The organism is Hutsoniella sourekii ATCC 700629 (genome assembly GCF_000518205.1).
GTDB classification, from domain to species: domain Bacteria; phylum Bacillota; class Bacilli; order Lactobacillales; family Aerococcaceae; genus Hutsoniella; species Hutsoniella sourekii.
Genome location: NZ_JADD01000026.1, coordinates 1 through 23,261 on the forward strand (window position 1 = coordinate 1; position 23,261 = coordinate 23,261).

Annotated in this window: 17 protein-coding genes; 2 read left to right on the plus strand and 15 right to left on the minus strand. The window is 44.7% G+C overall.

What is annotated here, in order from left to right; translation table 11 throughout:
- Positions 1–57 precede the first annotated feature (57 nt).
- The 6 genes from nox to T408_RS11990 all read right to left on the minus strand — a co-directional run bounded on the left by nox (position 58) and on the right by T408_RS11990 (position 7,649).
- On the minus strand, positions 58–1,392 hold the full coding sequence (gene nox, locus T408_RS0106850) for a H2O-forming NADH oxidase (RefSeq protein ID WP_028119292.1): 1,335 nt from the start codon (positions 1,390–1,392) through the stop codon (positions 58–60).
- Positions 1,393–1,523: 131 nt separating this feature from the next.
- A complete protein-coding gene (gene trxA, locus T408_RS0106855) occupies positions 1,524–1,841 on the minus strand; it encodes a thioredoxin (RefSeq protein ID WP_028119293.1) in 318 nt (105 codons plus the stop codon).
- 99 nt (positions 1,842–1,940) lie between these two features.
- Positions 1,941–3,746, minus strand: a complete 1,806-nt coding sequence (gene glmS, locus T408_RS0106860; protein WP_028119294.1) for a glutamine--fructose-6-phosphate transaminase (isomerizing) — start codon at positions 3,744–3,746, stop codon at positions 1,941–1,943.
- 422 nt (positions 3,747–4,168) lie between these two features.
- Positions 4,169–6,535, minus strand: coding sequence for an endonuclease MutS2 (locus T408_RS0106865; RefSeq protein WP_051444831.1), 2,367 nt, complete (start codon positions 6,533–6,535; stop codon positions 4,169–4,171).
- Positions 6,536–6,651: 116 nt separating this feature from the next.
- Positions 6,652–7,188, minus strand: a complete 537-nt coding sequence (locus tag T408_RS0106870; protein WP_028119296.1) for a CvpA family protein — start codon at positions 7,186–7,188, stop codon at positions 6,652–6,654.
- Positions 7,188–7,649, minus strand: a complete 462-nt coding sequence (locus T408_RS11990; RefSeq protein ID WP_169730304.1) for a cell division protein ZapA — start codon at positions 7,647–7,649, stop codon at positions 7,188–7,190. The genes T408_RS0106870 and T408_RS11990 overlap by 1 nt, the downstream gene beginning before the upstream one ends.
- Positions 7,650–7,776: 127 nt before the next feature.
- Here T408_RS11990 and rnhC point away from each other — a divergent pair, with 127 nt between their 5' ends.
- Together rnhC and T408_RS12280 are read left to right on the plus strand one after the other, a co-directional pair.
- Positions 7,777–8,706 carry a ribonuclease HIII gene (rnhC, locus tag T408_RS0106880; RefSeq protein WP_028119297.1) on the plus strand — a complete coding sequence of 310 codons (930 nt, stop codon included), beginning with the start codon at positions 7,777–7,779 and terminating at the stop codon, positions 8,704–8,706.
- Positions 8,707–8,721: 15 nt separating this feature from the next.
- Entirely contained in the window at positions 8,722–8,850 is a 129-nt protein-coding gene (locus T408_RS12280) for a hypothetical protein (RefSeq protein WP_268870441.1), read from the plus strand.
- 84 nt (positions 8,851–8,934) lie between these two features.
- Here the strand turns inward: T408_RS12280 and pheT are convergent, their stop codons facing one another.
- The 9 genes from pheT to T408_RS11775 all read right to left on the minus strand — a co-directional run bounded on the left by pheT (position 8,935) and on the right by T408_RS11775 (position 23,197).
- Positions 8,935–11,358, minus strand: coding sequence for a phenylalanine--tRNA ligase subunit beta (gene pheT / locus T408_RS0106890; protein ID WP_028119298.1), 2,424 nt, complete (start codon positions 11,356–11,358; stop codon positions 8,935–8,937).
- Positions 11,359–12,417, minus strand: coding sequence for a phenylalanine--tRNA ligase subunit alpha (gene pheS / locus T408_RS0106895; RefSeq protein WP_028119299.1), 1,059 nt, complete (start codon positions 12,415–12,417; stop codon positions 11,359–11,361).
- Between the two features lie 289 nt (positions 12,418–12,706).
- Positions 12,707–13,246, minus strand: a complete 540-nt coding sequence (locus T408_RS0106900) for an HD domain-containing protein (RefSeq protein ID WP_028119300.1) — start codon at positions 13,244–13,246, stop codon at positions 12,707–12,709.
- Positions 13,247–13,354: 108 nt separating this feature from the next.
- Entirely contained in the window at positions 13,355–14,134 is a 780-nt protein-coding gene (locus tag T408_RS0106905; protein ID WP_028119301.1) for a TrmH family RNA methyltransferase, read from the minus strand.
- Positions 14,135–14,143: 9 nt separating this feature from the next.
- Positions 14,144–15,559 carry a dipeptidase PepV gene (gene pepV / locus T408_RS0106910; protein WP_028119302.1) on the minus strand — a complete coding sequence of 472 codons (1,416 nt, stop codon included), beginning with the start codon at positions 15,557–15,559 and terminating at the stop codon, positions 14,144–14,146.
- Between the two features lie 145 nt (positions 15,560–15,704).
- Positions 15,705–16,424 (minus strand): pseudouridine synthase, encoded by a 720-nt coding sequence (locus T408_RS0106915; RefSeq protein ID WP_028119303.1) that lies wholly within the window; start codon positions 16,422–16,424, stop codon positions 15,705–15,707.
- A gap of 3 nt (positions 16,425–16,427) precedes the next feature.
- Positions 16,428–18,929 carry a polysaccharide biosynthesis protein gene (locus T408_RS0106920; RefSeq protein WP_051444832.1) on the minus strand — a complete coding sequence of 834 codons (2,502 nt, stop codon included), beginning with the start codon at positions 18,927–18,929 and terminating at the stop codon, positions 16,428–16,430.
- A 16-nt stretch (positions 18,930–18,945) separates the two neighbouring features.
- Complete coding sequence (gene leuS, locus T408_RS0106925; protein ID WP_028119305.1) at positions 18,946–21,360, minus strand: leucine--tRNA ligase; 2,415 nt, start codon at positions 21,358–21,360, stop codon at positions 18,946–18,948.
- 142 nt (positions 21,361–21,502) lie between these two features.
- Entirely contained in the window at positions 21,503–23,197 is a 1,695-nt protein-coding gene (locus T408_RS11775; protein WP_157060780.1) for a LysM peptidoglycan-binding domain-containing protein, read from the minus strand.
- Between the last annotated feature and the right edge of the window lie 64 nt (positions 23,198–23,261).

Below are 23,261 nucleotides of genomic sequence, written 5' to 3' on the forward strand. Positions count from 1 at the left end.
CCCTTTTTGAAAGCCAAGGATTAGAGCTAAGACATTGTTATATCAACGTTCCTAGACTTACTCTGCACTCAAAGCAGCCATTGTGATGTAGTTGTATGGTTGGTTGAAGTGAGGTAAGAAGAAGATGTCTAATAATTGAAGCTTATCAATAGTTAAACCTTCTTGGATTGCGAGTGAGAACATATGGATTCCCATTGACATATCGTAAGTAGATCCCATTTGAGCACCTAGAATACGACGTGTTTCAGCATCATAGACGATACGAATCTTAACTTTTTCGTTTTCTGGCATGAAACCTGGTAATTGAGTATCTTCATAATCAGTGTACTTAACATTGAAGCCAGCTTTTTCTGCGGCGTGTACACTTAGACCAGTTGATACTAACTTAAGATCAAAGATATTGATACCGTTAGATCCTTGAACACCTGCTCCTTCAATTTCTGTACCAGCAAGGTTGTGAGCACCAACAATACCTGAACGAACCGCGTTAGAAGCTAGAGCAATATATGCATCTCCTTGGATCGCGTTAGAGTAGTTGTTGGCACAGTCACCTACAGCGTAAACATCTGGATCACTTGTTTGGAAATGACGGTCAACCTTGTAAGCACCATTCGCGAAGCGTTCTAAATGGCCTTCACCAAATACTGCATTTGGACGGAAACCGATACAGTTGATAATAAGATCCACATCATACTCGCCTTTATCAGTCTTAAGACCTTTGACATGGCCATTCTCATCACCGATGTATTCTTCAGCAAATTCACCGTAGTGCGTTTGGATACCATGTTCTTGTAAGTTCTTGTCCATTAATTCAGCGAATTCTGGATCATAGTAGTTAGCTAGACAAGTAGGAGCTGCATCAAATAAGACAACTTCCTTACCACGTCTTTGAGCGGCTTCAGCAATTTCAACCCCGATATATCCAGCTCCGATAATGCCAACTTTTTTGACATCTTCACGAGCTAAGGCTTGGTCTACTTCTTGACCTTCTTGGAATAGCTTCAAGAAGTGTAATCCATCTAAGTCATGACCTGGTAATTGAGGAGCGATTGGTGCTGAACCGGTTGCAAGAATTAACTTGTCATATGATTCTTCCACTTTCTCGCCATCTTTAGTTTCAGCGTAGACTACTTTCTTATCGAAGTCGATATCTTTAACTTCAGTCTCGATCGAAATCTTAGCACCCTTGGCTTCAAAATCTTCTGGCTTAGTATAGAATAATCCTTCATAGCCATCAATTTGACGACCTACCCATAGGGCTGTCCCACAACCTAAATAAGATAGGTTAGAGTTGCGGTCAATCATGACTAATTCAATATCATCGTAATTGTCCAACAAAGTATTGGCTGCTGCAATTCCTGCGTGGTTTGTCCCAACTAATACAACTTTCATTCCTATTCCTCCTAAGAATATAACTTTTTGACAATTAGAATTATAACATTTCTATTATGCCCTGACAATTAAAATTGAAAGCAATTTCAGCAAATGCTTTAAATGTTATAAGCAAAGCCAAGCTAGAAAATCTAGGCTTGGATGTGTTTATTCAATATTTCAGATAAGCGTTGTTTGTCGTGGAAGCCAATCAATTTATCGACCACTTGACCGTCTTTTTTGATCAGTAAGGTTGGGATTGACATAATGCCAAATTCTTGAGCTACCTTAGCTTCTTCATCTACGTTCATCTTATAGAAATCGACTTGTCCTTCTAATTCTTCACTTAATTCATCAACGACGGGTGACTGCATGCGGCAAGGTCCACACCAAGGCGCCCAGAAGTCAACTAGTACGAGTCCTTCTGCTGTTTTTTCATTGAATTGATTATCTGTTAAAGCTTGTACCATAACAATCTCCTTTCATTTACTTCAATATTACACCTTCATTCTAACACTAATCGCTAAATTGGCGAGTAAAATGCTTATTGGATTGTTAAGCGAGCCTGATTATTCAACGGTCACTGATTTGGCTAGATTACGTGGCTTATCCACATCATGCCCTAGGGCTAGGGTTGTATAATAGGCTAACAGTTGCCCTGGAATCACTGAAACTAAGGCCACTAGGTCTGGATGGACGCTAGGCAAGACAATCTGGTCGCCTGCTTGGTCCAATCCTTGGCCAGCAATGATTAAGCACTTGGCACCCCGAGATTGGACTTCTTGGACATTACCTCTTGTATGGGCTGCTGTTGCTTCCTGGGTTAGCATGGCGACAACAGGGACCCCTTCTTCAATTAAGGCAATGGTTCCATGCTTTAATTCACCGGCGGCAAAGCCTTCAGTGTGAATATAAGAGATTTCTTTAAGTTTCAAGGCCGCTTCAAGACTCACCCAGTAATCCAGGCCTCGTCCAATATAGAAGGCATGGTCTTGCCCCACAAAATAATCCTCTGCTAATTGCTTATAGAGATCTTTCTGGTCGATAACTGTATCCATAGCATTGGCCACCAGACTTAATTCATGGTGCAAGTCGATGGCTTCATAGCCCTTGGCTTGAGCTAAGGCATTAGCTAGAATCGACATCACCGCTATTTGAGCGGTATAAGCCTTAGATGAAGCAACCGCAATCTCAGGTCCTGCATGAAGCAACAGAGTATAATTTGCTTCTCTTGAAAGGGTCGATCCCTTAACATTGGTAATGGTTAAGCAAGGATAACCTGCTTGGCGCATTTGCTTGAGTACTTGACGGGAGTCGGCCGTTTCTCCAGATTGACTCAAGAAGATGAAGAACGGACGATCAACCAAGTAAGGTGGATTATAGGCAAATTCGGAAGCGATATGCACTTCTGCTGGGATTTGAGCCCATTTTTCTAGAAAATGTTTGCCTAAATAACCGGCGTGCATAGAAGTTCCCGCTGCGACAATATAGACGCGGTCCGCCTTCATGAGCGGCTGGATAATCGCCGGATCGATGGTCAACTGGCCATCAGTATCTGCGTAGGCTTCAATAATTTGGCGCATGACCCGGGCCTGTTCATCAATTTCCTTCAACATATAGAAGGGGTAAGTTCCTTTATCCAAGTCATCTGCATCTAATTCAGCCGTAAAAGCTTGACGGTCAACAACTTGACCTTGAGGATCGATGAGTTGGACCTGATCTTGAGTAATGGTAGCCAATTCCCCATCCATCACTTCTAGATAGCGGTCCGTTAACTGAATAGACGCCATCGCATCTGAGACCACGGTATTGAACCCTTCACCAATCCCTATTAACATCGGGCTCTTGTTCTTAGCAACAAAGATTGCTCCTGGTTCTTGCGCGTCTAATAAGGCAAAGGCATAGGATCCTTGAATCTCCTCAAGAGCTCTTTTAAGCGCATCAATGCCAGATAGCCCTTCTTTTTTGGCAAAGTAATCAATTAACTCCACCACAATCACCGTATCTGTCTGGCTAGCTAGGTCAACCTCTGCTAGATATTGATCTTTGAGTGCTTGAAAGTTCTCGATTACCCCGTTATGAACCAAGGTAAAGCGCCCTGATTGAGATTGATGAGGATGAGCATTCTCAACGCTTGGCACCCCGTGAGTGGCCCAACGGGTATGGCCAATCCCAATATGAGCTGGTATAGAGAAGTCGACGCTATCCTTTAACACTTGGATGCGACCTTGTTGCTTGAATAAGTGCCCCTGACCGGACTCATCCACCACATAAATCCCCGCTGAATCATATCCGCGATATTCTAATTTCTCCAAACCCGCAATTAATACTTCCTGGGCGCTGGCTGGTCCTACATAACCGACAATTCCACACATATACACATTCCTCCAAATAAATGATTTGGACTACTTATGTACTTAGATTCTACTTTGTCTTGATTAGATCAAGTTTTGTCAGAATCCTATAGACCGTACAGCCTCCAAGTGACCCGCCGATTGTTCGATACACTTGGTCCTCGTCTCCTAGCAAGCTAGGCCTGGCGCTATCCGTAGATTTCATTGAAAATAAGTAGTCTTTTGATATTTTACACCTAGACCTTAAGCTTGTCATTAATTTTGCAAAAGAAATTGGTGCAGAACTTCATGTGCTACTAAGATAAAAACAAGTTCGACTGGTGTCACTTAACTATTTATCTTAAAATAAAAAGCCGAACAAGCTCTGCCCAGTAGGAATTTGTTTTCCCCACTAGCAGCTTGTTCGACTTTTAGCTTTCTATTCATGGAATGGTGGCGCTCACTTACTTGAAGTAGACTTGGGTCGCTCCATTGCCTCCGGCATTGGCAGGGGCATATTCAAAGCGATCTACCTGTGGATGATTGGCTAGTAACTTTTGAATACCTTGTCTTAGAGCGCCTGTCCCCTTCCCGTGGATGATAGTTACCATCGGATGGTGGCTCAATAAAGCTTTGTCTAAGTAGTCCTTGGTAGCCCGCATGGCTGATTCATACCGTTGACCACGTAAGTCCAAGCTTGTAGATACCTTGGAAGAGGCCCCACGTTGCACATTAACTGACCGCTTCTTATCATTATCCACCTTGTCTAGGAGGCGGAGGTCTTCTTGGTCAATCTTCATCTTCAAGATTCCCATTTGGACGACGTATTCTTGAGGACCGCTTTGTTCAATGACCGTCCCTCTTTGCCCGTAAGAGAGTACTTCCACATCATCACCCACTTCGATTTGACGTTTGGCTTTTTCACGTTTGAGGACCTTGTTTTTGCGTAATTCAACCGGTTGTTTTAGATCCTTGAGCGCGGTTTGCTGGTCAATCAATTCATGTTCTTTGATTGTTGTATTTTGACCTTGTTGCAGTTGTAGTTGGCGAATTTCTTGTATGATCTTGTCCGCTTCCGCTTGCGCTTCTTCGACCTTGTCATTAGCTTCTTGCTTGGCCTTATCCATCAAGTCCGTCTTATGCTTCAGCCAGCCTTGATACTCTCGGTCTAAATCACGGTAGAGCTTATTGACCTCTTCAATCCGCTGTGTCCACTGGCGACGTCTTGCTTCTGCTTGGCGGCGTTCGATTTCTAAGCCAGCCACCATCTCATTAAGCTGTTGGTTGTCATGAGAGACACCCGCTTGGGCCTTATCGAGAATGGCTTGCGACAGGCCTAAGCGCTTAGAGATTTCCAAGGCATTGGACCGACCTGGTACCCCAATGAGTAACTTGTAGGTAGGAGACAGAGTATTGATGTCAAATTCCATACTAGCGTTAATTATCCCAGGTGTCTCATGAGCATAGACCTTCAGTTCTGGATAGTGGGTCGTCGCCATACAAGTCGCTCCTACTTGACCGACATAATCAAGAATAGCCATAGCCAAGGCTGCCCCTTCTTGGGGGTCGGTTCCTGAACCTAGCTCATCAAATAAGAGCAAGGAATCACTCGTCATCTCATCCAAAATAGAGACAATATTAGTCATGTGACCCGAGAAGGTAGATAAACTCTGTTCAATCGACTGCTCATCCCCAATATCAGCGTAGATATGGTCAAAAATAGCTAGTTGGCTATTAGGTCCACAAGGAACAAAGATCCCCGCCTGGCCCATGGCCTGAACCAAACCCAAGGTCTTAAGCAAGATGGTCTTCCCGCCGGTATTAGGCCCTGTAATTAATAAGGTCGAATAAGTATCTCCTAAGACAATATCATTGGCTACAATTTGGTCCGGATCAATCAGAGGGTGTCTGGCTTGCCAGAGAGCAACTTGGCCTTGATCATTAAAATTAGGTCGTGTCCCATCAATGGAGCGACTATACAAGGCACGTGCTTGAATAAAATCCAAGTTCCCTACAATCAATTGGTTGTTTTTAATTTCCTGACGGTAATCCCACAAGTAGGCCGACAGCTCGGCAAGGACTCGAGCGATTTCCTGGTCTTTGTCAATTTGTAGTTGGCTCCGCTGGTTATTCAAATTTTGAACCACTTGAGGTTCGATATAGAGGGTTTGACCTGTTGAAGATTGGTCGTGAATGGTTCCATGAACTTGCCCGCGATACTCCGACTTAACAGGAAGCACATAACGATCATTTCTAATCGTGACTAGACTGTCTGATAAGTAGGAGGATAAGGATTTTACCATCTGGTTGAGTTGGTTACGTATTTGATCGTCAATTTGTTGTTGGCGACGAATAATACGGGCTAATTCAGTGGAAGCATTGGATAGGACTGAGCCATCTTCATTAATGGTCCGACTAATTCGCTGGGTGACTTCCTTGAGCACTTGAATGCCCTCCACCCAAGCCATTAAGCGAGGAAATTCCGCCTCCAAGTCTGACCTTGACCGGTCCATAAAGTCAACCACCTGTCGAGCTGATTCCAAGAGTCGGTATATTTCCGCAATCTCGGGACCATTCAGATTAGCTTGTAAATCGAGACGTTTAAGACTGGCTTCTAGGCGGTCTTGACGAGCAATGGGTAACTGTAAATCCTCTTCCAAGAGGTCTACCATTTCTTGACACTCATCTTGTAAGCGTTCCACCTTGCTTAAGTGGTTGATAGGCTGGATTTCTTGCGCCAGTCTTTGCCCTAATTCAGTTAAAGTATATTTTCTAATAGTCTCTTGAATTCGATCAAATTCAAGCGTTAATAAATGTTTACTTATTGGCAAGATATCATTCTCCTTTACATAGTCAGGCTCATTATATCAAAAAAAGTCACCAACACCTATCCACAGGGCACAAAAAACGTCTCCTCAAGCTAAGCTAAAAAGAAGACGTTATGATGCTATGGAACCCACAATTGACTGGCCCAGTCAGAGAGAATCGGGGTACTAGATACAATTCGGTAGGCCAAGGGATTGTCTACAAATTGCTGTTGGATAAATTCAATAGGAATCAGTGACAAGATAAACAAGACAAGAAAAACAATCACATAAGCAATGAAAACGTTAATGACGCCACCGCCAATGGCATTAACTCGGTGATAAAATTCATAGTAGGACAAGCGATTAAAGAATAAACTCAAAATATTAGTGACCACAAAACCAATCGCCGAAATCAAGGCAAAGGTCAAAACTCGGTAAAAAACTTGGTCCAGCTGGAAAGACAGAGCTTCATCATAAATGGCTAATTGACTAGAAGGTTGTAGAGCTGGAAAAGGAACCAGCATCTCTACAATCTTAGACAAAGGCTCATAGAAGCGACCTGCCAAGGTGAAGGAGACCCCATAACCGACTAAACGTATCACTTGAAGGGCCAACCCCCGACGATAACCTTGATAGAAAGCTAAAGCTAGGCCTATTAAGATAAGAATCGTTAACATCACTGGCCTCCTTCCCTCGATAGATCAGACCGACTAAATGGGACCCGACCTTGATTAGCCGCTTGATGCCTGTTAAAATTGTCCATTAAATCTAACTGATTAGCCGACTGCTGACCCACCTGAGCAAAAGCTGTTCCTGTTGACGATCGACTAGTGTGCTTGGATTGAGGCTGGTCCGAGTGATTCAAGTTGGATTCACTAAGGTCTCTAGCTTTAAGTTGGTCTAGTTCTTGAGTGAGTGCTTGGATTTCCCGCTCCTTATCAATCTGGTCCGAGACGGCATTGATCGCCATCAAGATACTCCGGTCCACAATGGATAGACTCGGATCCAATTGAGCTAATTGATCAAGTTGACGGTTAACGATATCTGCGACCGTATTCATATGCTCTTGTGACTTAGAGCCAACAATTGTATAGTCCTTATCATTAATCCGCGCTTTAATTCGTTGCTTTTGGCTCATTGATCTCACTCCTTTCCCCATATTCTAGCAAATATTGGCTTGTTTTGCACCAATGACCGCTAGCTTTCACAGAACCTTCACACTAAAAGCTATGTTATAATAGACAAAAATCACGAAAGGAGCGCTTATGACAAGCATTACACTTAACTGTTCCAAAGATACCATTCAAAAGATGGAGTCCCATTATCAAGACCATCTAACCAGTCCCGTTCCCTATAGTCACTTTCGGGCCAAGCAAGCTGGCGTCACCATTACAGCCTATCAGTCAGGTAAGGTCCTGTTTCAAGGTCAGGGGGCTAGTGAGGAAGCAAATAAATGGCAAGAAGCTAGTTTAACCCCCTCGCCATCAAAAAAAGAAAGCCAAGCAAGCTCGAGCTTGCCTGAAGGCTTTGCGACATGGACGATTATCGGTAACGATGAAGTAGGCAATGGCAGCTATTTCGGCCCTTTAACGGTCTGTTCCGTCTACTTGCCCCAGGACCAACTAGCCTTGATCCAGGAATTAGGCGTCAAGGATTCCAAGTCCTTAAGTGACGACCAAATTAGAGATTTAGCCTGGCAAATCAAAGCCTGCCTCCCCTACCACCTGACTGTTTGCCAACCCAAGGACTATAATCGAGCCATCGAGTCCGGTTATAACGCTGTCAGCATCAAAGTCAGCCTTCATAACTTCACCATTCAAAAGCTTCTCGCCAAGCTTGACCACGACCAAAAGGATAAACTCCAAGCTTGCCTGATTGACCAATTCACCCCTGCTGGAAACTACTACAAGTACCTCAAGCAGGAAAAGCATCCTTATACTAAGAACTTGTATTTCATTAAAAAGGGTGAATCAGCCCACCTGGCTGTTGCTGCTGCTTCAATTATCGCCCGCGCTGCCTTCTTGGAGTCCCTAGAAGAACTAGGCCAACCATACGGACAGACCCTACCGTCAGGAGCTGGACCAGCAGTTGACCAATTTGGCGCCAAGCTGGCTCGCCGTGAAGGATTTGGCGTCTTATCTGACTTAGCCAAGCTCCACTTCAAAAATACCAGCAAAATCAAAAAACTCATCTAAGAAAGGAGACCGAAAATGTCCCAACCCGATCCCAAAGCCGTTCAAAACTTCTTGGACCAACTACTCACTAAAGAGAGCCAAGTCGCTAAGGAGCAAGCAACCAGCAAACCCCACTCCCAATCACAAGAAGCCAACAAAAAATAAAGACAGAATCCCACCCGTTCCTATTATTAGGGCATCGGGTGGGATTATTAAAATTCTTATATTCATTTATTAGCTTCGTCTTGGTTAGCGAATTTCCAATCCTGAGATTTCACTTAAGGCCGTTTGGATTTTGGCCATTTCTCCATCAATCACTTCATCCGTCAAGGTCTGACTAGGATCCTGGAAGGTTAAGTGATAAGCTAGCGACTTCTTACCTTCCGCTATGTTATCGCCTTGGTAGAGGTCGAACAAGTGAACAGCAACTAGGGCTTCTGAAGCTGCTTGGGTGATTGTATCAACTAAGGACTGGTGGGCTTGATCTTGATCAACCAACAAGGCCAAGTCTCGGTTGCTGGCTGGGAATTTTGGAATGGCTTGCTGGATAATTGGTCCCTGGTCGGATGCTAATAAGCTAGCCAAATCAAGCTCAGCATAATAAGTATTGTCGCTTAAGTCGAAGTCACGGGCCAGTTTGGGGTGAATTTGACCAAAGATTCCGATCGTTTGGTCCTGATAGACAATCTGAGCGGTACGTCCTGGATGCATTTCTTCAATCGAATCAACCGCTTGAAATTCAACCTTGTCCAGTAATAAGCGCTCGGCTAAGAGCGATTCGATGATCCCCTTTAAGTCATAGAAGTCATAACTTTCCGCTGCTTGATACCATTGCTTGCTTAACTTATCACCTGAAATTAACAAGCCAATCTTTTGGATTTCTTGGGGTTGTTTACCTGTTCCTTGCCCTAGGAAGATCTTACCCAGCTCATAGAAGGCTAGACCTTGGTTACGGCGGGCCTCATTGTATTGGGCCACTTCCAATAGAGATGGAAGAAGACTTTGTCTTAAGACCGTATGCTCTTCACTAAGAGGTAAGGCTAACTCAACTAAAGCCGCATCCGGATGCTTCATAATTTGACCATGGTCACGACTGGTTAGTGAATAAGAGATTACTTCATTCAAGCCAGCTGCTTCCAATAGCGTACGAACTTGGCGGGTCAATTTTTGCAGGTCGGTTAACTGAGCTGGACGTGCCTCTCCTATTGGCAGGGTTGTAGGCACGCGGTCGTAACCATAAATACGGGCAATCTCTTCCAAAATATCCGCTTCAATCGAGATGTCCCAACGTCTCTGAGGCACCTCTACGGTAAAGCTATCTTCACCCATCTTCATGCTAAAGCCTAGACGATCGATAATAGCGACCAGCTCTTCTTGACTCAAGTCTAGCCCGATCTTATCCTTGATTGCTGATTGCTGAACCCTTACTTGCACTGGCTCCACCGCTTGATTAAGGTGCTCAACCTTACCTGCGACCACTTGGCCTTGTCCAAAGACGGCCATATAAGCAGCTGCTTGTTGACCGGCCTCATCTAAGCTGGCAGGGTTAATGCCCTTCTCGAAACGAGCGCTAGATTCAGAACGAAGTCCAAAGCGTTTAGAAGTCGACCGCACCCGCTTAGGATCAAAAACGGCTGTCTCTAATAAGACCTGGCGAGTCTGGTTAGTGACTTCACTATCCAGTCCTCCCATTACCCCTGCTAAGGCAACCGGAGTGTCCCCGCTATAAATAAGGATGTCTTGGTCATTGAGTTGACGTTCCACTTGATCTAAAGTTGTAAAGACTTGCCCTTCTTGAGCCAATCCGACCTTGATCGCCGGACTAGGTAGCTGGTCAAAATCAAAGGCATGCATTGGTTGACCATAGACCAATAAGAAATAATTGGTCAGATCCACGATATTATTGATGGGGCGGATCCCCGACTTCATGAGACGCACTTGGAAATCAATCGGACTTTCTTGAATTGTTACGTCCTGGATCAGTCTTAGTTGATAGTGGTTGGATAGATCTTCCGGTTCCACTTGGATTGATACTTCTTTTAAGGCCTGGCTATCACTAGTCGTTGGGTAATTGGTTAACAAGTCAAAGCTAGGCTCTTGGTTTAAGATCGCTCCTACTTCGTAAGCGACCCCGCGAATACTTAAAGCATCCGCACGGTTAGGGGTAATATCAATATCCAGGATAGGGTCATCCAACTTCAAGTAGTCAACGGCACTGCTACCTACTGGCGCATCCTCAGGGAGAACAAAGATGCCGTCCGCGTATTTCTTAGGAATAACCGAATCACTAAAGCCTAACTCTTCCAGTGAACAGATCATCCCGTTGGATTCATGACCACGTAACTTACTTTTCTTGATCTTGAAGTTGCTAGGAAGTACCGCGCCAGGTAGAGCGACGATTACCTTCTGACCGCTCGCAATATTGGGCGCACCACAGACAATCTGGCTGACTTGATCCTGACCATGGGCTACTTGGGTAATGTGAAGGTGGTCACTGCCTTCCATCTTCTGACATTCAAGCACTTGGCCAACCACTAGTTGGTTGAGATGCTGGCCATAGTTGATAAGCCCTTCCACTTCCAGCCCAGTTCGTGATAATTGATCCGCCAGATCATTGGCATTGATTCCATCTAAATCAAGAAAATCACTTAACCATTCCAATGAAATTAACATTTATTTTTGTCCCCCTTTAAATTGCTTCATAAAGCGCAAGTCATTCTGATAGAAGTGACGAATATCGTCTACATTATGCTTGAGCATGGCGACACGTTCAATTCCGAGTCCAAAGGCAAAGCCGCTGTATACTTCTGGATCGATACCTGACATTTCCAGAACTCGAGGGTGGACCACCCCGCCTCCTAGAATCTCAATCCAACCAGACTGCTTACACACGGAGCAACCTTCACCCCCACACTTGAAGCAAGAAACATCAATTTCAACAGAAGGTTCAGTGAATGGGAAGTAACTTGGACGCAGGCGGATCTCACGGTCTTGGCCAAAGATAGCCCGAGCAAACAAGAGCAAAGTTCCCTTCAAATCAGCTAAGGTAATCTGCTTATCAACTACCAGACCTTCAATTTGTTGGAACTGGTGTGAGTGAGTGGCATCATCTGAATCCCGGCGAAAGACCTTACCTGGACTAATCATCTTCAAGGCTCCCTGAGAGAAATCATGCTGCTCCATAGTCCGAGCTTGAACCGGTGAAGTATGGGTCCTCAAGAGCACTTCCTCGTCAATATAGAAGGTATCTTGCATATCGCGAGCTGGGTGGTTCTTTGGTAAGTTCATCTTCTCAAAGTTATATAAATCCAACTCAACCTCAGGGCCTTCCACAACCTGATAACCCATGGTTAGGAAGAGATCTTCAATTTCTTCACGAACTTGAGTTAGGATATGGCGGCTCCCTTGTAGTTGCTGACGGCCTGGTAGCGTCACATCAATTGTTTCCCGTTCTAATTGAGCCTTTAATTCTTTTTCTTTTAGGGCTTCTTTGTAGCTTTCAAAAGCCTGGTTAAAGGCTTGGTTGAAGCCTGAAATCGCTTGGCCTAGTTTAGGTTTATCAGCTGGCTCTAAATCTTTCATTGCCTTAGTATAAGAAGACATGGCTCCCTTCTTACCAGTGAATTGAACTTTAACATCCTGCAAATCTTTTGAATCTGCGGCCGCTTTGAGCGCTGATAGCGCCTGGTCTTCTAGTTGTTTGATTTCTGCTTGTAATTTTTCTACAGTCACATTCTTACTCCTTATCTTTATTGATACAAAAAATAGCCCCTCCCAAAAAGGGACGAGCTACCGTGGTACCACCCTCGTTCATAACAAAGTTATGCACTTGAACCCGATAACCAGGGTGAGCGGTATCCTTTTCGAATGGTGATTCTTAACAGATAGGCAAGGAAGCGAAAGGGGCTTACGACTGACTGGTCTAGTTTCAGCTAATCTAGACCTCTCTGCTGGTTGCGTAAGTCCCACTCTTCCTTGTAGCCTGAATATAATCTGAGCTCATTATAGCAAAAGCTCAAAATTAGTCAAGTTTGCTAATCACCAAGGCTGGCTTTAATAAGTGCCGACAAACAGCTAGGCTTAGCTGGAATTCTCGGTTTAAGATTTGCTTGAAGCCCCAAGTTAATTCACTAATCGCACTCTGCTTGTCCATCAAGGTGACAATCCAACTTTCAGCATATTTAGGGACATCCCGGGTGGCGCCACACATATGCTTCAAGATAATATCTTGTTCTAAATCAGATAGCTCGGTCAACTTCAAGGCATTCTGTAAAGCAATGCGTGGATGTTCGAAGTTGTGTCCCCGGCCTCCGACTTCATGTTTGTTAACTCCTTCATAGAAGAATAGATCATGAAGCAAACCGGCACGCGCAATCGCTCGAGTATTCAAGTTTAAACGCTTGGCCCATCGGTAACTGCGATAAGATACCGACAAGCTATGAGCTAGACGGTTGGTTACCTTATGGTGAACAAACTGCTCTAATGATTGAACTTCAGCCGTGCTAAGTAAATCTTCAATTAAAGCGACATACTCTGTATCTTGTTGCCAGTTATTATTCATTCGCATTCCTCCATTTACTTGATACGTTTATTATACCGCAAATCCACCAACATGTAAGGAAAAAAGTATTAAGATACTGTGACATTTATCTTCAAATAATCCTCATCTTTACAAGAAGTGAAATAGCAATATGCCAGTTGCTACCCCGACATTTAAGGATTCCGCTTGGCCAGGCATAGGAATATAAATAGCTTGGTCACTAGCTTCCACCCATTGCCGGCTAACCCCTTGGCCTTCGTTACCCATAATCAAAGCTAGGCGCTCAGCTGAGTCGACGTCTTGATAAGGCTGGGCTTGTTGATTCAAGGCTGTGGCTAATACTCGAACGCCGGCTTCTTTGATAGCTGGAATAAGCGCTTCTAGGTCACAATTGCTGACAACCGGAAGATGCCACAAGGATCCCTGAGTAGAGCGAAGGGTCTTGTCATTATACAAGTCGACGGTCCCCTTGCTCAAGAAGACGCCATCATAATTAGCAGCATCGGCAGTCCGAATAATAGTACCCAAGTTGCCGGGATCTTGCAGCTGGTCGACAATCAAAAAGCGTCGGCCCGCCTGTAAAAGAGCCACCCAATCTTCTGCCATCATCGGAAGCACCGCTAGGATGCCTTGAGGGGCCTGCACTTGACTCAACTTCATAAAGACTTCCTTGGAAACTAAGCTTTTGCAAGAAGAGGTCTCTAAATAACTAGCAATCACAGGAGATTGAACTTGATAGTCTTGACTGACAAATACCTCCAGCAGGTCCTGACCGCTAGTGATGGCTTCTTCCAATAAATGATCGCCTTCAATCAAGTAGCGCTGTTGTTTGCGTCGATGCTTGGCTAGATGGAGCTTGCTCACGTCCTTGACCCGTTGATTATGGCTAGATTGAATTATTTCTTCCATCGAGCTACCTTAACGTGTCAGGCGATAAATAGCATCCGCATAGATAGCGGTCGCCTTCAAGAGGTCATCCACAGAGATAAACTCGTTGGCTTGATGCATGGTATCAACTGAATCAGGGAACAAAGCACCATAAGCGACCCCTCTTGGCATCAAGCGACCATAGGTTCCACCACCAATAGACACTTCATGACCCGGGAGTCCTGTATGATCGGTATAAACATCAAGCAAGGTTTCTACAAGCGGATCATCGGCGGGCACATAGTGAGGTTCTTTGGCTTCACCTAGGGCTAGCTTCAAGCTTGGATAGCTGGCTAGAGTCTCTTGCGCTTGTTTGAGAATGGTCTCAGGGTCTGTGCCTTGAGGGAAACGCAAGTTAACATCCATTGATAAGCCCTCATCAGCTTCATAGTCAACAATTCCCACATTCATAGATACAGGCCCCATCACAGGATGGACATGGTCAATCCCTAGACCCGAACCATCAAACTGTTGGAACAGTGGGCCAGCCAAGGCCTGCAATAAGTCTTGAGCGAGCTGGTTGTCCCAAGTAAGATCTAATAAGAACTTAGCTAAATAAGTTAAAGCGTTAACGCCCTTTTCTGGAGTCGATCCGTGCGCAGACTTACCGACAAAATCTAAGATCCACTGATCACCTTCCTGCTGGCATTCAGCCTGAATTTCTGGGTACTTGCCTAGAAAAGCGTCCAAGGCAGGTTGGATATCACCTGCTCCTGAAAGAGCTTCAAGGATTGCTTGGCCTTCTTGGGGAACCATATTAGGTCTCAATCCACCCTTCAAGCTCACTAGGTGGAAGTCACCAACCTGTTCCTGGCTACTAGCATCGCTAATGATCAATGAGACATTCCCCTTCTCACCATTGATAATAGGAAATTCAGCATCCGGTGAAAAACCAAAATCAGGCATTTCAGCATGTTGGAAATAATAATCCATACACTGCCAACCGCTCTCTTCATCCGTTCCCACAATTAAATGGATGCGCTTATTCAATTCAACACCAAGGTCGCGCAAAATTTTGATGGCAAAATAAGCAGCCACAGTAGGTCCCTTATCATCACTGGCACCACGTGCATAAATGCGGCCATCAATTATTTGCGGATCAAATGGATCCGTCGCCCAACCATTCCCGACTGGTACCACATCCACGTGTCCAAGAATTCCTAAGAGCTCATCGCCTTGACCAATTTCTACCCGTCCGGCCCATGGTCCAAAGACTTGGGTATCGAAGTGATCTTCTTGAGCCATTTGGATAAATTCATCCAAGGCCGCTTTTGGACCCGGTCCAACTGGGGCTTCCTCTGTCGCAAGATCATCTCGGCGAACCGAATCGATCTTCAATAGACGAAAGAGGTCGGCTATGAGTTCGTCTTTTCTTTGTTCAACTTCTTGTTTGAAATTAATTGTCATCTTCATCCCTCCATACTCATTTATTCTACCACTCTTTAACTAGGGCGGAAAGACTTAAGAATAAACCCAACTTATAGTAAAAAGACCACCGGTCTTCAAGCCTCATGGATGGCTTGAAGATCGGTGGTCTAATGATCGATTCTTCTTAAAGTTCCTGTTCAAGAAGTTCTAACTCTTCTGGCGTTAGTTCACGGTAATCGCCTAAATCTAATTGTTCATCAAGGACCAAGGAGCCCATACTCAAGCGGTGGAGCTCCAGGACTTTGCAGTCGCATTTCTCAAACATTCGCTTCACTTGATGAAATTTTCCTTCATAGATGGTCACTAAGACCTGACTTTGATTAGTGTGTCGATCTTGTTCTTGGACTTCCAATTCTGCTGGTAGCGTCTGGAAATCGCCCAGGTCCATTCCTTTATTGAAGGCTTGAATGACCGCCTCATCAACCTGACCTTCTACCAAGGCCCAATAGGTTTTGGGCACTTGTTTCTTGGGTGAGGTGAGTTGATGAGCGAGTTGGCCATCATTAGTTAAGAGCAAAAGTCCTGTCGTATCAACATCTAACCTTCCAACTGGGAAGAGGTCGACATGGTGATAATCAAGCTCAACCCATTCCACCACCGTCTCATAGACGTTATCTTGAGTGGCACTCACCAAGCCATCCGGCTTGTTCAACATGACATAGTAGTACTCTTGATAATTGACCGGGTAATTTAAGTGGGTAACTTGGTCTGCTTGACTATCCACAAGAAAGCCTGGCTTCTTAATTGTTTCTCCGTTAACGGCAATTTCACCAGCAGTGATGAGCTTCTTGACCTCTTTACGCGTTCCTAGACCGGCATGGGCTAGGAGTTTATCTAAGCGCATCAATTAGAACACCTTCATCTTTTCTTGGAGTTCTTTGAAACGGTCACCCAGAATCACTGATAACATACCCTGTAAGCCCATCAAGCTAGCATAGATCAAGACACCAAAGGCCATAACCAATAGAATCTTAAGGAATGTTAAGCCGCGACCGACCGGTCCAAAAGCCATATTCAAGACATTGTTCCAGATAAAGGTCGCAATGGCCATCACTAAAGTCGGCCCTAAAACTCTTAGGAAATCTTTGATGATGGCATCCACATCCAAGGCCAAGACCCGGTCCAACTTAACAAACATGCAACCAGAAGCGACAGCAAAGCCAATCGCAGTGGATAGCAAGGCCCCATGAGCATGTAAGAGCGCAACCAATGGGTATTGTAAGACAAGCTTAACCAAGAGGCCCACCACAAGATAAGTGACGGCCTTGCGTCGGAAGTTCATTGATTGCAAGATTGTTGATAGAACCGTATAGAGCCCTAAGATAATAGCTGATAAGGAAGCAGTCACTAATAATGCTGGCCCGGCCGCACTACCTGCCGGATAGAATAATTGATACACATTATCTGCCACAGTTGCCATCCCCACAGAGGCAGGTAACATTACAAAGGAGAAGATCAGTAAAATTTTCTCAACAATTTGGCCTGTCCCTTCCCGGTCCTGACTGGCAAAAGTAGTAGTAACGGTTGGAACCAAAGCTGTTGCTAGAGACACCGCTAATGAGATAATGATCATGGATAACTTATCCACATCCAAGCTCAAAGTACCATATAATTCACTAATCTCAGATAGCAGTAAGGCTGAAGAAGATTCAAGAATCTGACTAAAAGTATAGGTATCCATCAATTGAGCGATAATAATTCCAGAACCTAGTAAGATAAATGGAATACTATCGACTACCATAATTTGTAAGCTTTGCTTGAAATCTAAGGCTACCTGGTCTCTAGAATAAGTAACCAGCTCACGAATGGCTGGCAGTCTACGCCAATAAACAAAGAGTAGATAGAGTAATGAAGCCAAGGCTCCAATAAAGGCGGCAAAGGTTGAGTGAACAACCGCGTTGGTCACTTCTCCATAGTAAATTTGCATAATAGCATAAGTAGCCACTAACATATAGACCACCCGCATAATTTGCTCAATAATTTGAGAGATAGCGGTTGGCTTCATGTCATTAAAGCCTTGGAAATAACCACGAAGTAAGCTCATAATCGGTAGAATTAATAGGGCTGGTACCAGTGAACGAATAACAAAGGTCGCACCTTCTGGATTCGTTGTTGGTGAACCCGCTGCTAGAACTGGCGCTAAGACAAAAAGTAAGAGCGCAGAAAATCCACCGGTTAAGAGCATGATTAGAGATGAGTTCTTGAACAAGCGGTCCGCGGCCCGGTATTCTTTAATAGAGTGGTAGTATGCCATTTGCTTGGCAATCGCACTTGGGAATCCAGCGGTCGCTATCGATAGAAAGAGTGAGTAAGGTTTGTAACCGATACTCATCAATGAGTTAGCCTCGGTCCAAGCCGATCCCATCCAAGTGGCCCAAGGAATCACATATAGAGCTCCAAGGACGCGAGAGATAATATTACCCACTGAGATCCAGGCGGCACCACTGACTAAGTGGTCCTCACCCTCCCCATCCTTGTCCTCTAAATCTGGAAAATCGATTTGCTCTTCTTGGCTATGAATCGATTGTGCTTCCAGGACAGTGTCGGTGAGAATCGGTTCAGCGAAGCTCTGGGTTTCATGACTTAATTTCTGGCTATAAGTGTAAACCTCTGCTTCTTCTTCAGGCGTTAAATCATCGGCTGCGTCTCCCTCATCTTCCTCAATAGCTTCCAAGGTCTCTTGATAGGTTTCTTGGTAGACTTGATCATTACGGTAATAATCATCAGATTCATCCGCCTCAAGAGCCGGTGCCAGGTCAACAGTCGAAGAATCAGCTTCAAGTGTATCTAACTGCTCTTGCTCTTCTGTTGGCTCTTGATAAACTGCTTGTAAGTCAGCTTGTCCTTGGTCCAGGTCTACCCTTTCCTCGGAGTCAGAAGCAGTGGAAGTAAACTTAGCCTTCAATCGTTGCCATAAAGAAGGTTTGACTTCTACTTCTTCATAGTAGTAGTCTACGCCTTCCAAGTCGCCACTGAACTCATCATAAGCAGACATCGGTTCCAAGTGATCCATATCAAAATAGGCCTCTTGAGACACAGGTTTGCGTCGTTTGACGGTCTTAACTGGACCTTGAGTCGCTTGCGACTCCTCCAGGCTCTCTATCTCATCTTCTACTTGCTGGCGGGCCTGATCAAGGTCAGCTTGGGCTGACCTTTGGCCTTGCAATTGATCCTCTAAGACCTCTTGATGGTGAGAGGGGTGAACCGGTTGGCTTCGATCAAAGTAATCATCATCTAAGTTTACCCGGCTTTGTTCACGAATTTTCTTTAAATCTTCAGCTGTAAATTGAATAGTCTGATCGAATTTGCGACCAGTCGACTTTCCAGATTGGGTCTCCTGTTCAGACATCGTCATCCTCCTTCTCTTAGTTAGCGACAATATTGACCAATCGATTAACGACAACAATGACTTTGCGTACGGTTAAGCCTTCTAGGGCACTGGTCACTTCTGGATTAGCCAGAGCTAGAGATTCAACCGTTTCTTGGTCTAGATCTGCTTCCATCTTCATTCTTGCCTTTAGTTTACCATTGACTTGAACCACAATTTCAACTTCTTGGTCTTTGGTTAATTCTTCTTGGTAGCTTGGCCAAGCTTGATGGCTAATACTTTCCTCATGGCCAAGGTATTGCCAAATTTCTTCGCCCAAATGAGGAGCAATCGGTGCCAATAGCTGGATGAAGCCTTCAGCATACTCTCTCGGAAAGACTTCAGCGGAGCTAGCCTCATTTAAGAAGATCATCAATTGCGAAATTGCTGTATTAAAATGTAATTTATCGTAATCAGCGCTAACCTTCTTAACGGTCTGATGATAGACTTGGGTCAAATCATCGTTGGCTTGATCCTGAATGGTGTCCTTTAATGTCATCTTGTCTTCATCGACATAGAGACGCCAGACTCGGTCCAAGAAGCGACGGCTACCAGCCAGTCCTTCTTCACTCCAAGCAATCGAAGCATCTAGCGGTCCCATGAACATTTCATAAACGCGAAGCGTGTCAGCTCCATACTCATGAACCACATCATCTGGATTCACCACATTGCCTCTTGATTTAGACATCTTTTCGTTGTTTTCACCAAGGATCATCCCTTGATTATATAACTTTTGGAAGGGTTCCTTGGTTGGAACAAGGTCCAAGTCATATAAGAACTTATGCCAGAAACGAGCATATAACAAGTGCAGAACGGCGTGTTCCGCTCCTCCAATGTACAAATCAACATTTTGCCACTTAGCAATTGCTTCCTCGCCAACCAAGGCTTCTTGGTTATGCGGATCCATAAAGCGAAGGAAGTACCATGAGGATCCTGCCCATTGTGGCATAGTATTCGTTTCTCGTCTTCCCTTCATGCCAGTTTCAGGGTCAACCACATTAACCCATTCAGAAATATTGGCCAAGGGTGATTCTCCTGTTCCACTTGGCTTAATGTGATCGGCCTTAGGTAGAACGACAGGCAATTCTTCTTCAGGCACAGCGGTCGTCGTTCCATCTTCCCAATGAATCACTGGGATCGGCTCTCCCCAATAGCGTTGACGTGAGAAGACCCAGTCACGCAAGCGGTAATTAATTTGACGTTGACCGCTTCCTTTTTCTTCCAACCAGTCAATCATTGTTGGAATAGCTTCCTCTGTGGTTAAGCCATCAAGGAATTCAGAGTTCACATGCGGACCGTCTCCTAAGTAAGGCAGGTCTTCTTGGGATTCAATAACGCGAATAATCGGAAGATCATACTTATTAGCAAAGGCAAAGTCACGCTCATCATGAGCAGGAGACCCCATAACCGCTCCAGTTCCGTAAGAGGCAATTACATAGTCTGCCACCCAAATTGGAATCTCTTGGCCAGTAGCTGGGTTAATGACATAAGAACCAGTGAAGACACCTGTCTTATCCTTATTTAGGGAAGTTCGCTCTAATTCACTCTTAAGTTCCACTTCCTTAATATAAGCAGTGACCTCTGCTTCTTGGTCTGCCGTTATTAAGGATTGGACAAATTTATGTTCAGGTGCAACGACAACATAGGACGCTCCAAATAAGGTGTCTGGTCTTGTCGTATAAGATTCGATGACTAAGTCGCTATCCTTAACTGGGAAAAAGATAGTCGCTCCTTGTGATTTACCGATCCAGTTACGTTGCATTTCCTTAATGGATTCTGGCCAATCTAATTCTTCAAGGTCTTCTAGTAAACGATCGGCGTAGGCCGTAATCTTCAAGACCCATTGCTTCATCGGGCGACGGTAAACAGGGTGACCGCCCCGCTCAGATACGCCATCGATTACCTCTTCATTAGCCAGAACTGTTCCTAGAGCCGGACACCAGTTAACCATGACATCGTCTTGATAAGCCAAGCCTTTTTCATAGAGTTTGGTGAAAATCCACTGGGTCCACTTATAATAACTAGGATCAGTGGTGTTGATTTCCCGGTCCCAATCGTAAGAAAAGCCTAGAGACTTGATTTGACGTTTAAAGGTTTGAATGTTTTGCTCCGTAAATTCTGCTGGGTCGTTACCTGTATCCAATGCATATTGTTCAGCTGGCAAACCAAAAGCATCCCAGCCCATTGGATGCAGAACATCATACCCTTGGGCACGGCGGACTCTGGCCATGATATCCGTTGCGGTATAGCCTTCTGGGTGACCCACATGCAAGCCGGATCCAGATGGATAAGGGAACATATCTAAAGCATAATACTTCGGATGATCAAGGCCTCGGTCTAAGGTCTTAAAGGTATGGTGATCGTCCCAATATTGCTGCCACTTCTTCTCAATTTCTAAATGTTGATAAGTCATAATATATCCTCCACATTCCATAATTTCATGATATTCTTACCTATTCTACCACACAATCAGCTATTTGATTAGCTTTTGGCTAAAATAAATATCACCTACATTCGTCGTTTGGGCGGAAGAATGTAGGTGATGAAAAATTCGCTTAAAATTGAATCTCTTGACCAATCAAGATTGTGGTTGATCCTTGGTTGTTGGCAATTAATTGTTCTACGTCTAATTGGTTGGCCTTGGCAATACTGTATAGGGTATCGCCGGCTTGAACCTTGTAAGATGAAGCAGACTCAGTCGCCACAGCCGCCTCTGAGTTAAGCGGAGCAGGAGCTGGAACTTCTACTGGTTCAGCAGCTGGTGCCGCTGCTTGGTAACTAGTTTCAACTGAAGCCTCCTGGGTATCAGGAATCTGACTAGTCGTTTCAGTCTGAGCTGAAGGAATAGTCAGGGTCTGGCCTGGATAAATCAAGGAAGAATTCAATTGATTGGCCTGCATTAATTGATCCAATTGAATACCATTTCGGTTGGCGATTGCATAAAGGGTATCGCCACGACTCACTGAATAAGTGGACTGGCTAGCTTTAGCTACTGGCTTAGCAGCTGGTGTGGCTACTTGGCTTGCCGATTGATTAGTGGCAGACTTTGCTGGTGCTGTAAGTCTAGCTGTGGACGCCACTGACTTGCTTTCTTGAACGGGTCTAGAGATCTTTAGCTCTTGGCCTGGATAGATAGTGCTTGATTGAAGCTTATTCTCGCTCATCAAACGATCTAATGAAAGGCCATTCCGTTTAGCGATCGCATAGAGTGTATCCCCTGGCTGAATCACATAATCCACCTGATTAGTTGTTAAGGCTGGCTGAGCTTGTGAAGTTTCGACTGGCCCAGCAGCATCTTCTTGGCTTTGAGAGCTAGGAGCCACTGTCGGTCTAGCTGGGGCTTCAGGAGCTGTCGGAGTCTGAGCAACTTGAATGGTTTGGCCTGCCAATAAATTATTAGAGTCAAAGCCATTTAATTGTTTTAATTGATCAACGGTCATGCCGTATTTACGCGAAATGGCCCATAAGCTATCCCCCGGATTGACAATATAGGTCTGTGTCGCCTGGCTAGCTGGAAGGGGCTGGTTCAAGGATTCTGTCTCAACGACCCTTGCTGGACTAGCAGGAGCCGGATTAGAAGCGTTAAGGTCTCTTCTTACTTGATCGAACTGAGTCAGATTATTCTCTTCAATGATTCGGTTCAACTTGCTGGCATAGCTAGTATCAGTAGCATAGCGACCTGTTAGATGAGCCGTTGCCTCTTGATATGAATTGGTATTACTTCGACGGGCACCCGCATAAAAATTATAGCGCCAATTACTTGGATCATGATTACCTGTTAAGACACTTGCATAGTCTCTTAAGGATTCCCCGTAGTTATTGTAACGACGGAATCCATCCTTAATCTGATAGTAGTTCCCACTACCATCATCTTCCAAGGTGGGCATCAAGACGGATTGGCCTTGATAATTACCCTTGATTCCGAATAGGTTATAGTTAGGGGCCTGGGCTAGGCGGCTATTACCCCATCCCGACTCAAGTGCAGCTTGGGCGATCATCACTGAAGCATACAAATCATTCTCACTAGCAATGTCTCTTGCATAGTCAGTGACCATGGATAGAAACTTAGACTTAACTGACTGGGCTTCTACGACAGTCCCTGTCCGATAATCTTGAGGGGCCAAGTGACTGGCAATTGCGCCTGCAGAAAAAAGGACCATCCCTGTTTGTAATTTTTTTAGTAATTGTTTAGATTGCTCCATTTGACGGAGTTCTTTGCGTGTTTGAATAATGGTTTGTCTGGATTTCAACAATTTTACCTCCGCTTGAAATATGTTTGGTATAATCAGGCAGTCTATCCGCCTAATAATTCTT

What these genes read in the sequence shown, in the direction of transcription:
- nox (WP_028119292.1), bottom strand. Translation starts at nt 1,392, where the DNA reads ATGAAAGTTGTATTAGTTGGGACAAACCACGCAGGAATTGCAGCAGCC.
- trxA (WP_028119293.1), bottom strand. Translation starts at nt 1,841, where the DNA reads ATGGTACAAGCTTTAACAGATAATCAATTCAATGAAAAAACAGCAGAA.
- glmS (WP_028119294.1), bottom strand. Translation starts at nt 3,746, where the DNA reads ATGTGTGGAATTGTCGGTTATGTAGGACCAGCCAGCGCCCAGGAAGTA.
- T408_RS0106870 (WP_028119296.1), bottom strand. Translation starts at nt 7,188, where the DNA reads ATGTTAACGATTCTTATCTTAATAGGCCTAGCTTTAGCTTTCTATCAA.
- T408_RS11990 (WP_169730304.1), bottom strand. Translation starts at nt 7,649, where the DNA reads ATGAGCCAAAAGCAACGAATTAAAGCGCGGATTAATGATAAGGACTAT.
- rnhC (WP_028119297.1), top strand. Translation starts at nt 7,777, where the DNA reads ATGACAAGCATTACACTTAACTGTTCCAAAGATACCATTCAAAAGATG.
- T408_RS12280 (WP_268870441.1), top strand. Translation starts at nt 8,722, where the DNA reads ATGTCCCAACCCGATCCCAAAGCCGTTCAAAACTTCTTGGACCAACTA.
- pheT (WP_028119298.1), bottom strand. Translation starts at nt 11,358, where the DNA reads ATGTTAATTTCATTGGAATGGTTAAGTGATTTTCTTGATTTAGATGGA.
- T408_RS0106900 (WP_028119300.1), bottom strand. Translation starts at nt 13,246, where the DNA reads ATGAATAATAACTGGCAACAAGATACAGAGTATGTCGCTTTAATTGAA.
- T408_RS0106905 (WP_028119301.1), bottom strand. Translation starts at nt 14,134, where the DNA reads ATGGAAGAAATAATTCAATCTAGCCATAATCAACGGGTCAAGGACGTG.
- pepV (WP_028119302.1), bottom strand. Translation starts at nt 15,559, where the DNA reads ATGACAATTAATTTCAAACAAGAAGTTGAACAAAGAAAAGACGAACTC.
- T408_RS0106915 (WP_028119303.1), bottom strand. Translation starts at nt 16,424, where the DNA reads ATGCGCTTAGATAAACTCCTAGCCCATGCCGGTCTAGGAACGCGTAAA.
- T408_RS0106920 (WP_051444832.1), bottom strand. Translation starts at nt 18,929, where the DNA reads ATGTCTGAACAGGAGACCCAATCTGGAAAGTCGACTGGTCGCAAATTC.
- leuS (WP_028119305.1), bottom strand. Translation starts at nt 21,360, where the DNA reads ATGACTTATCAACATTTAGAAATTGAGAAGAAGTGGCAGCAATATTGG.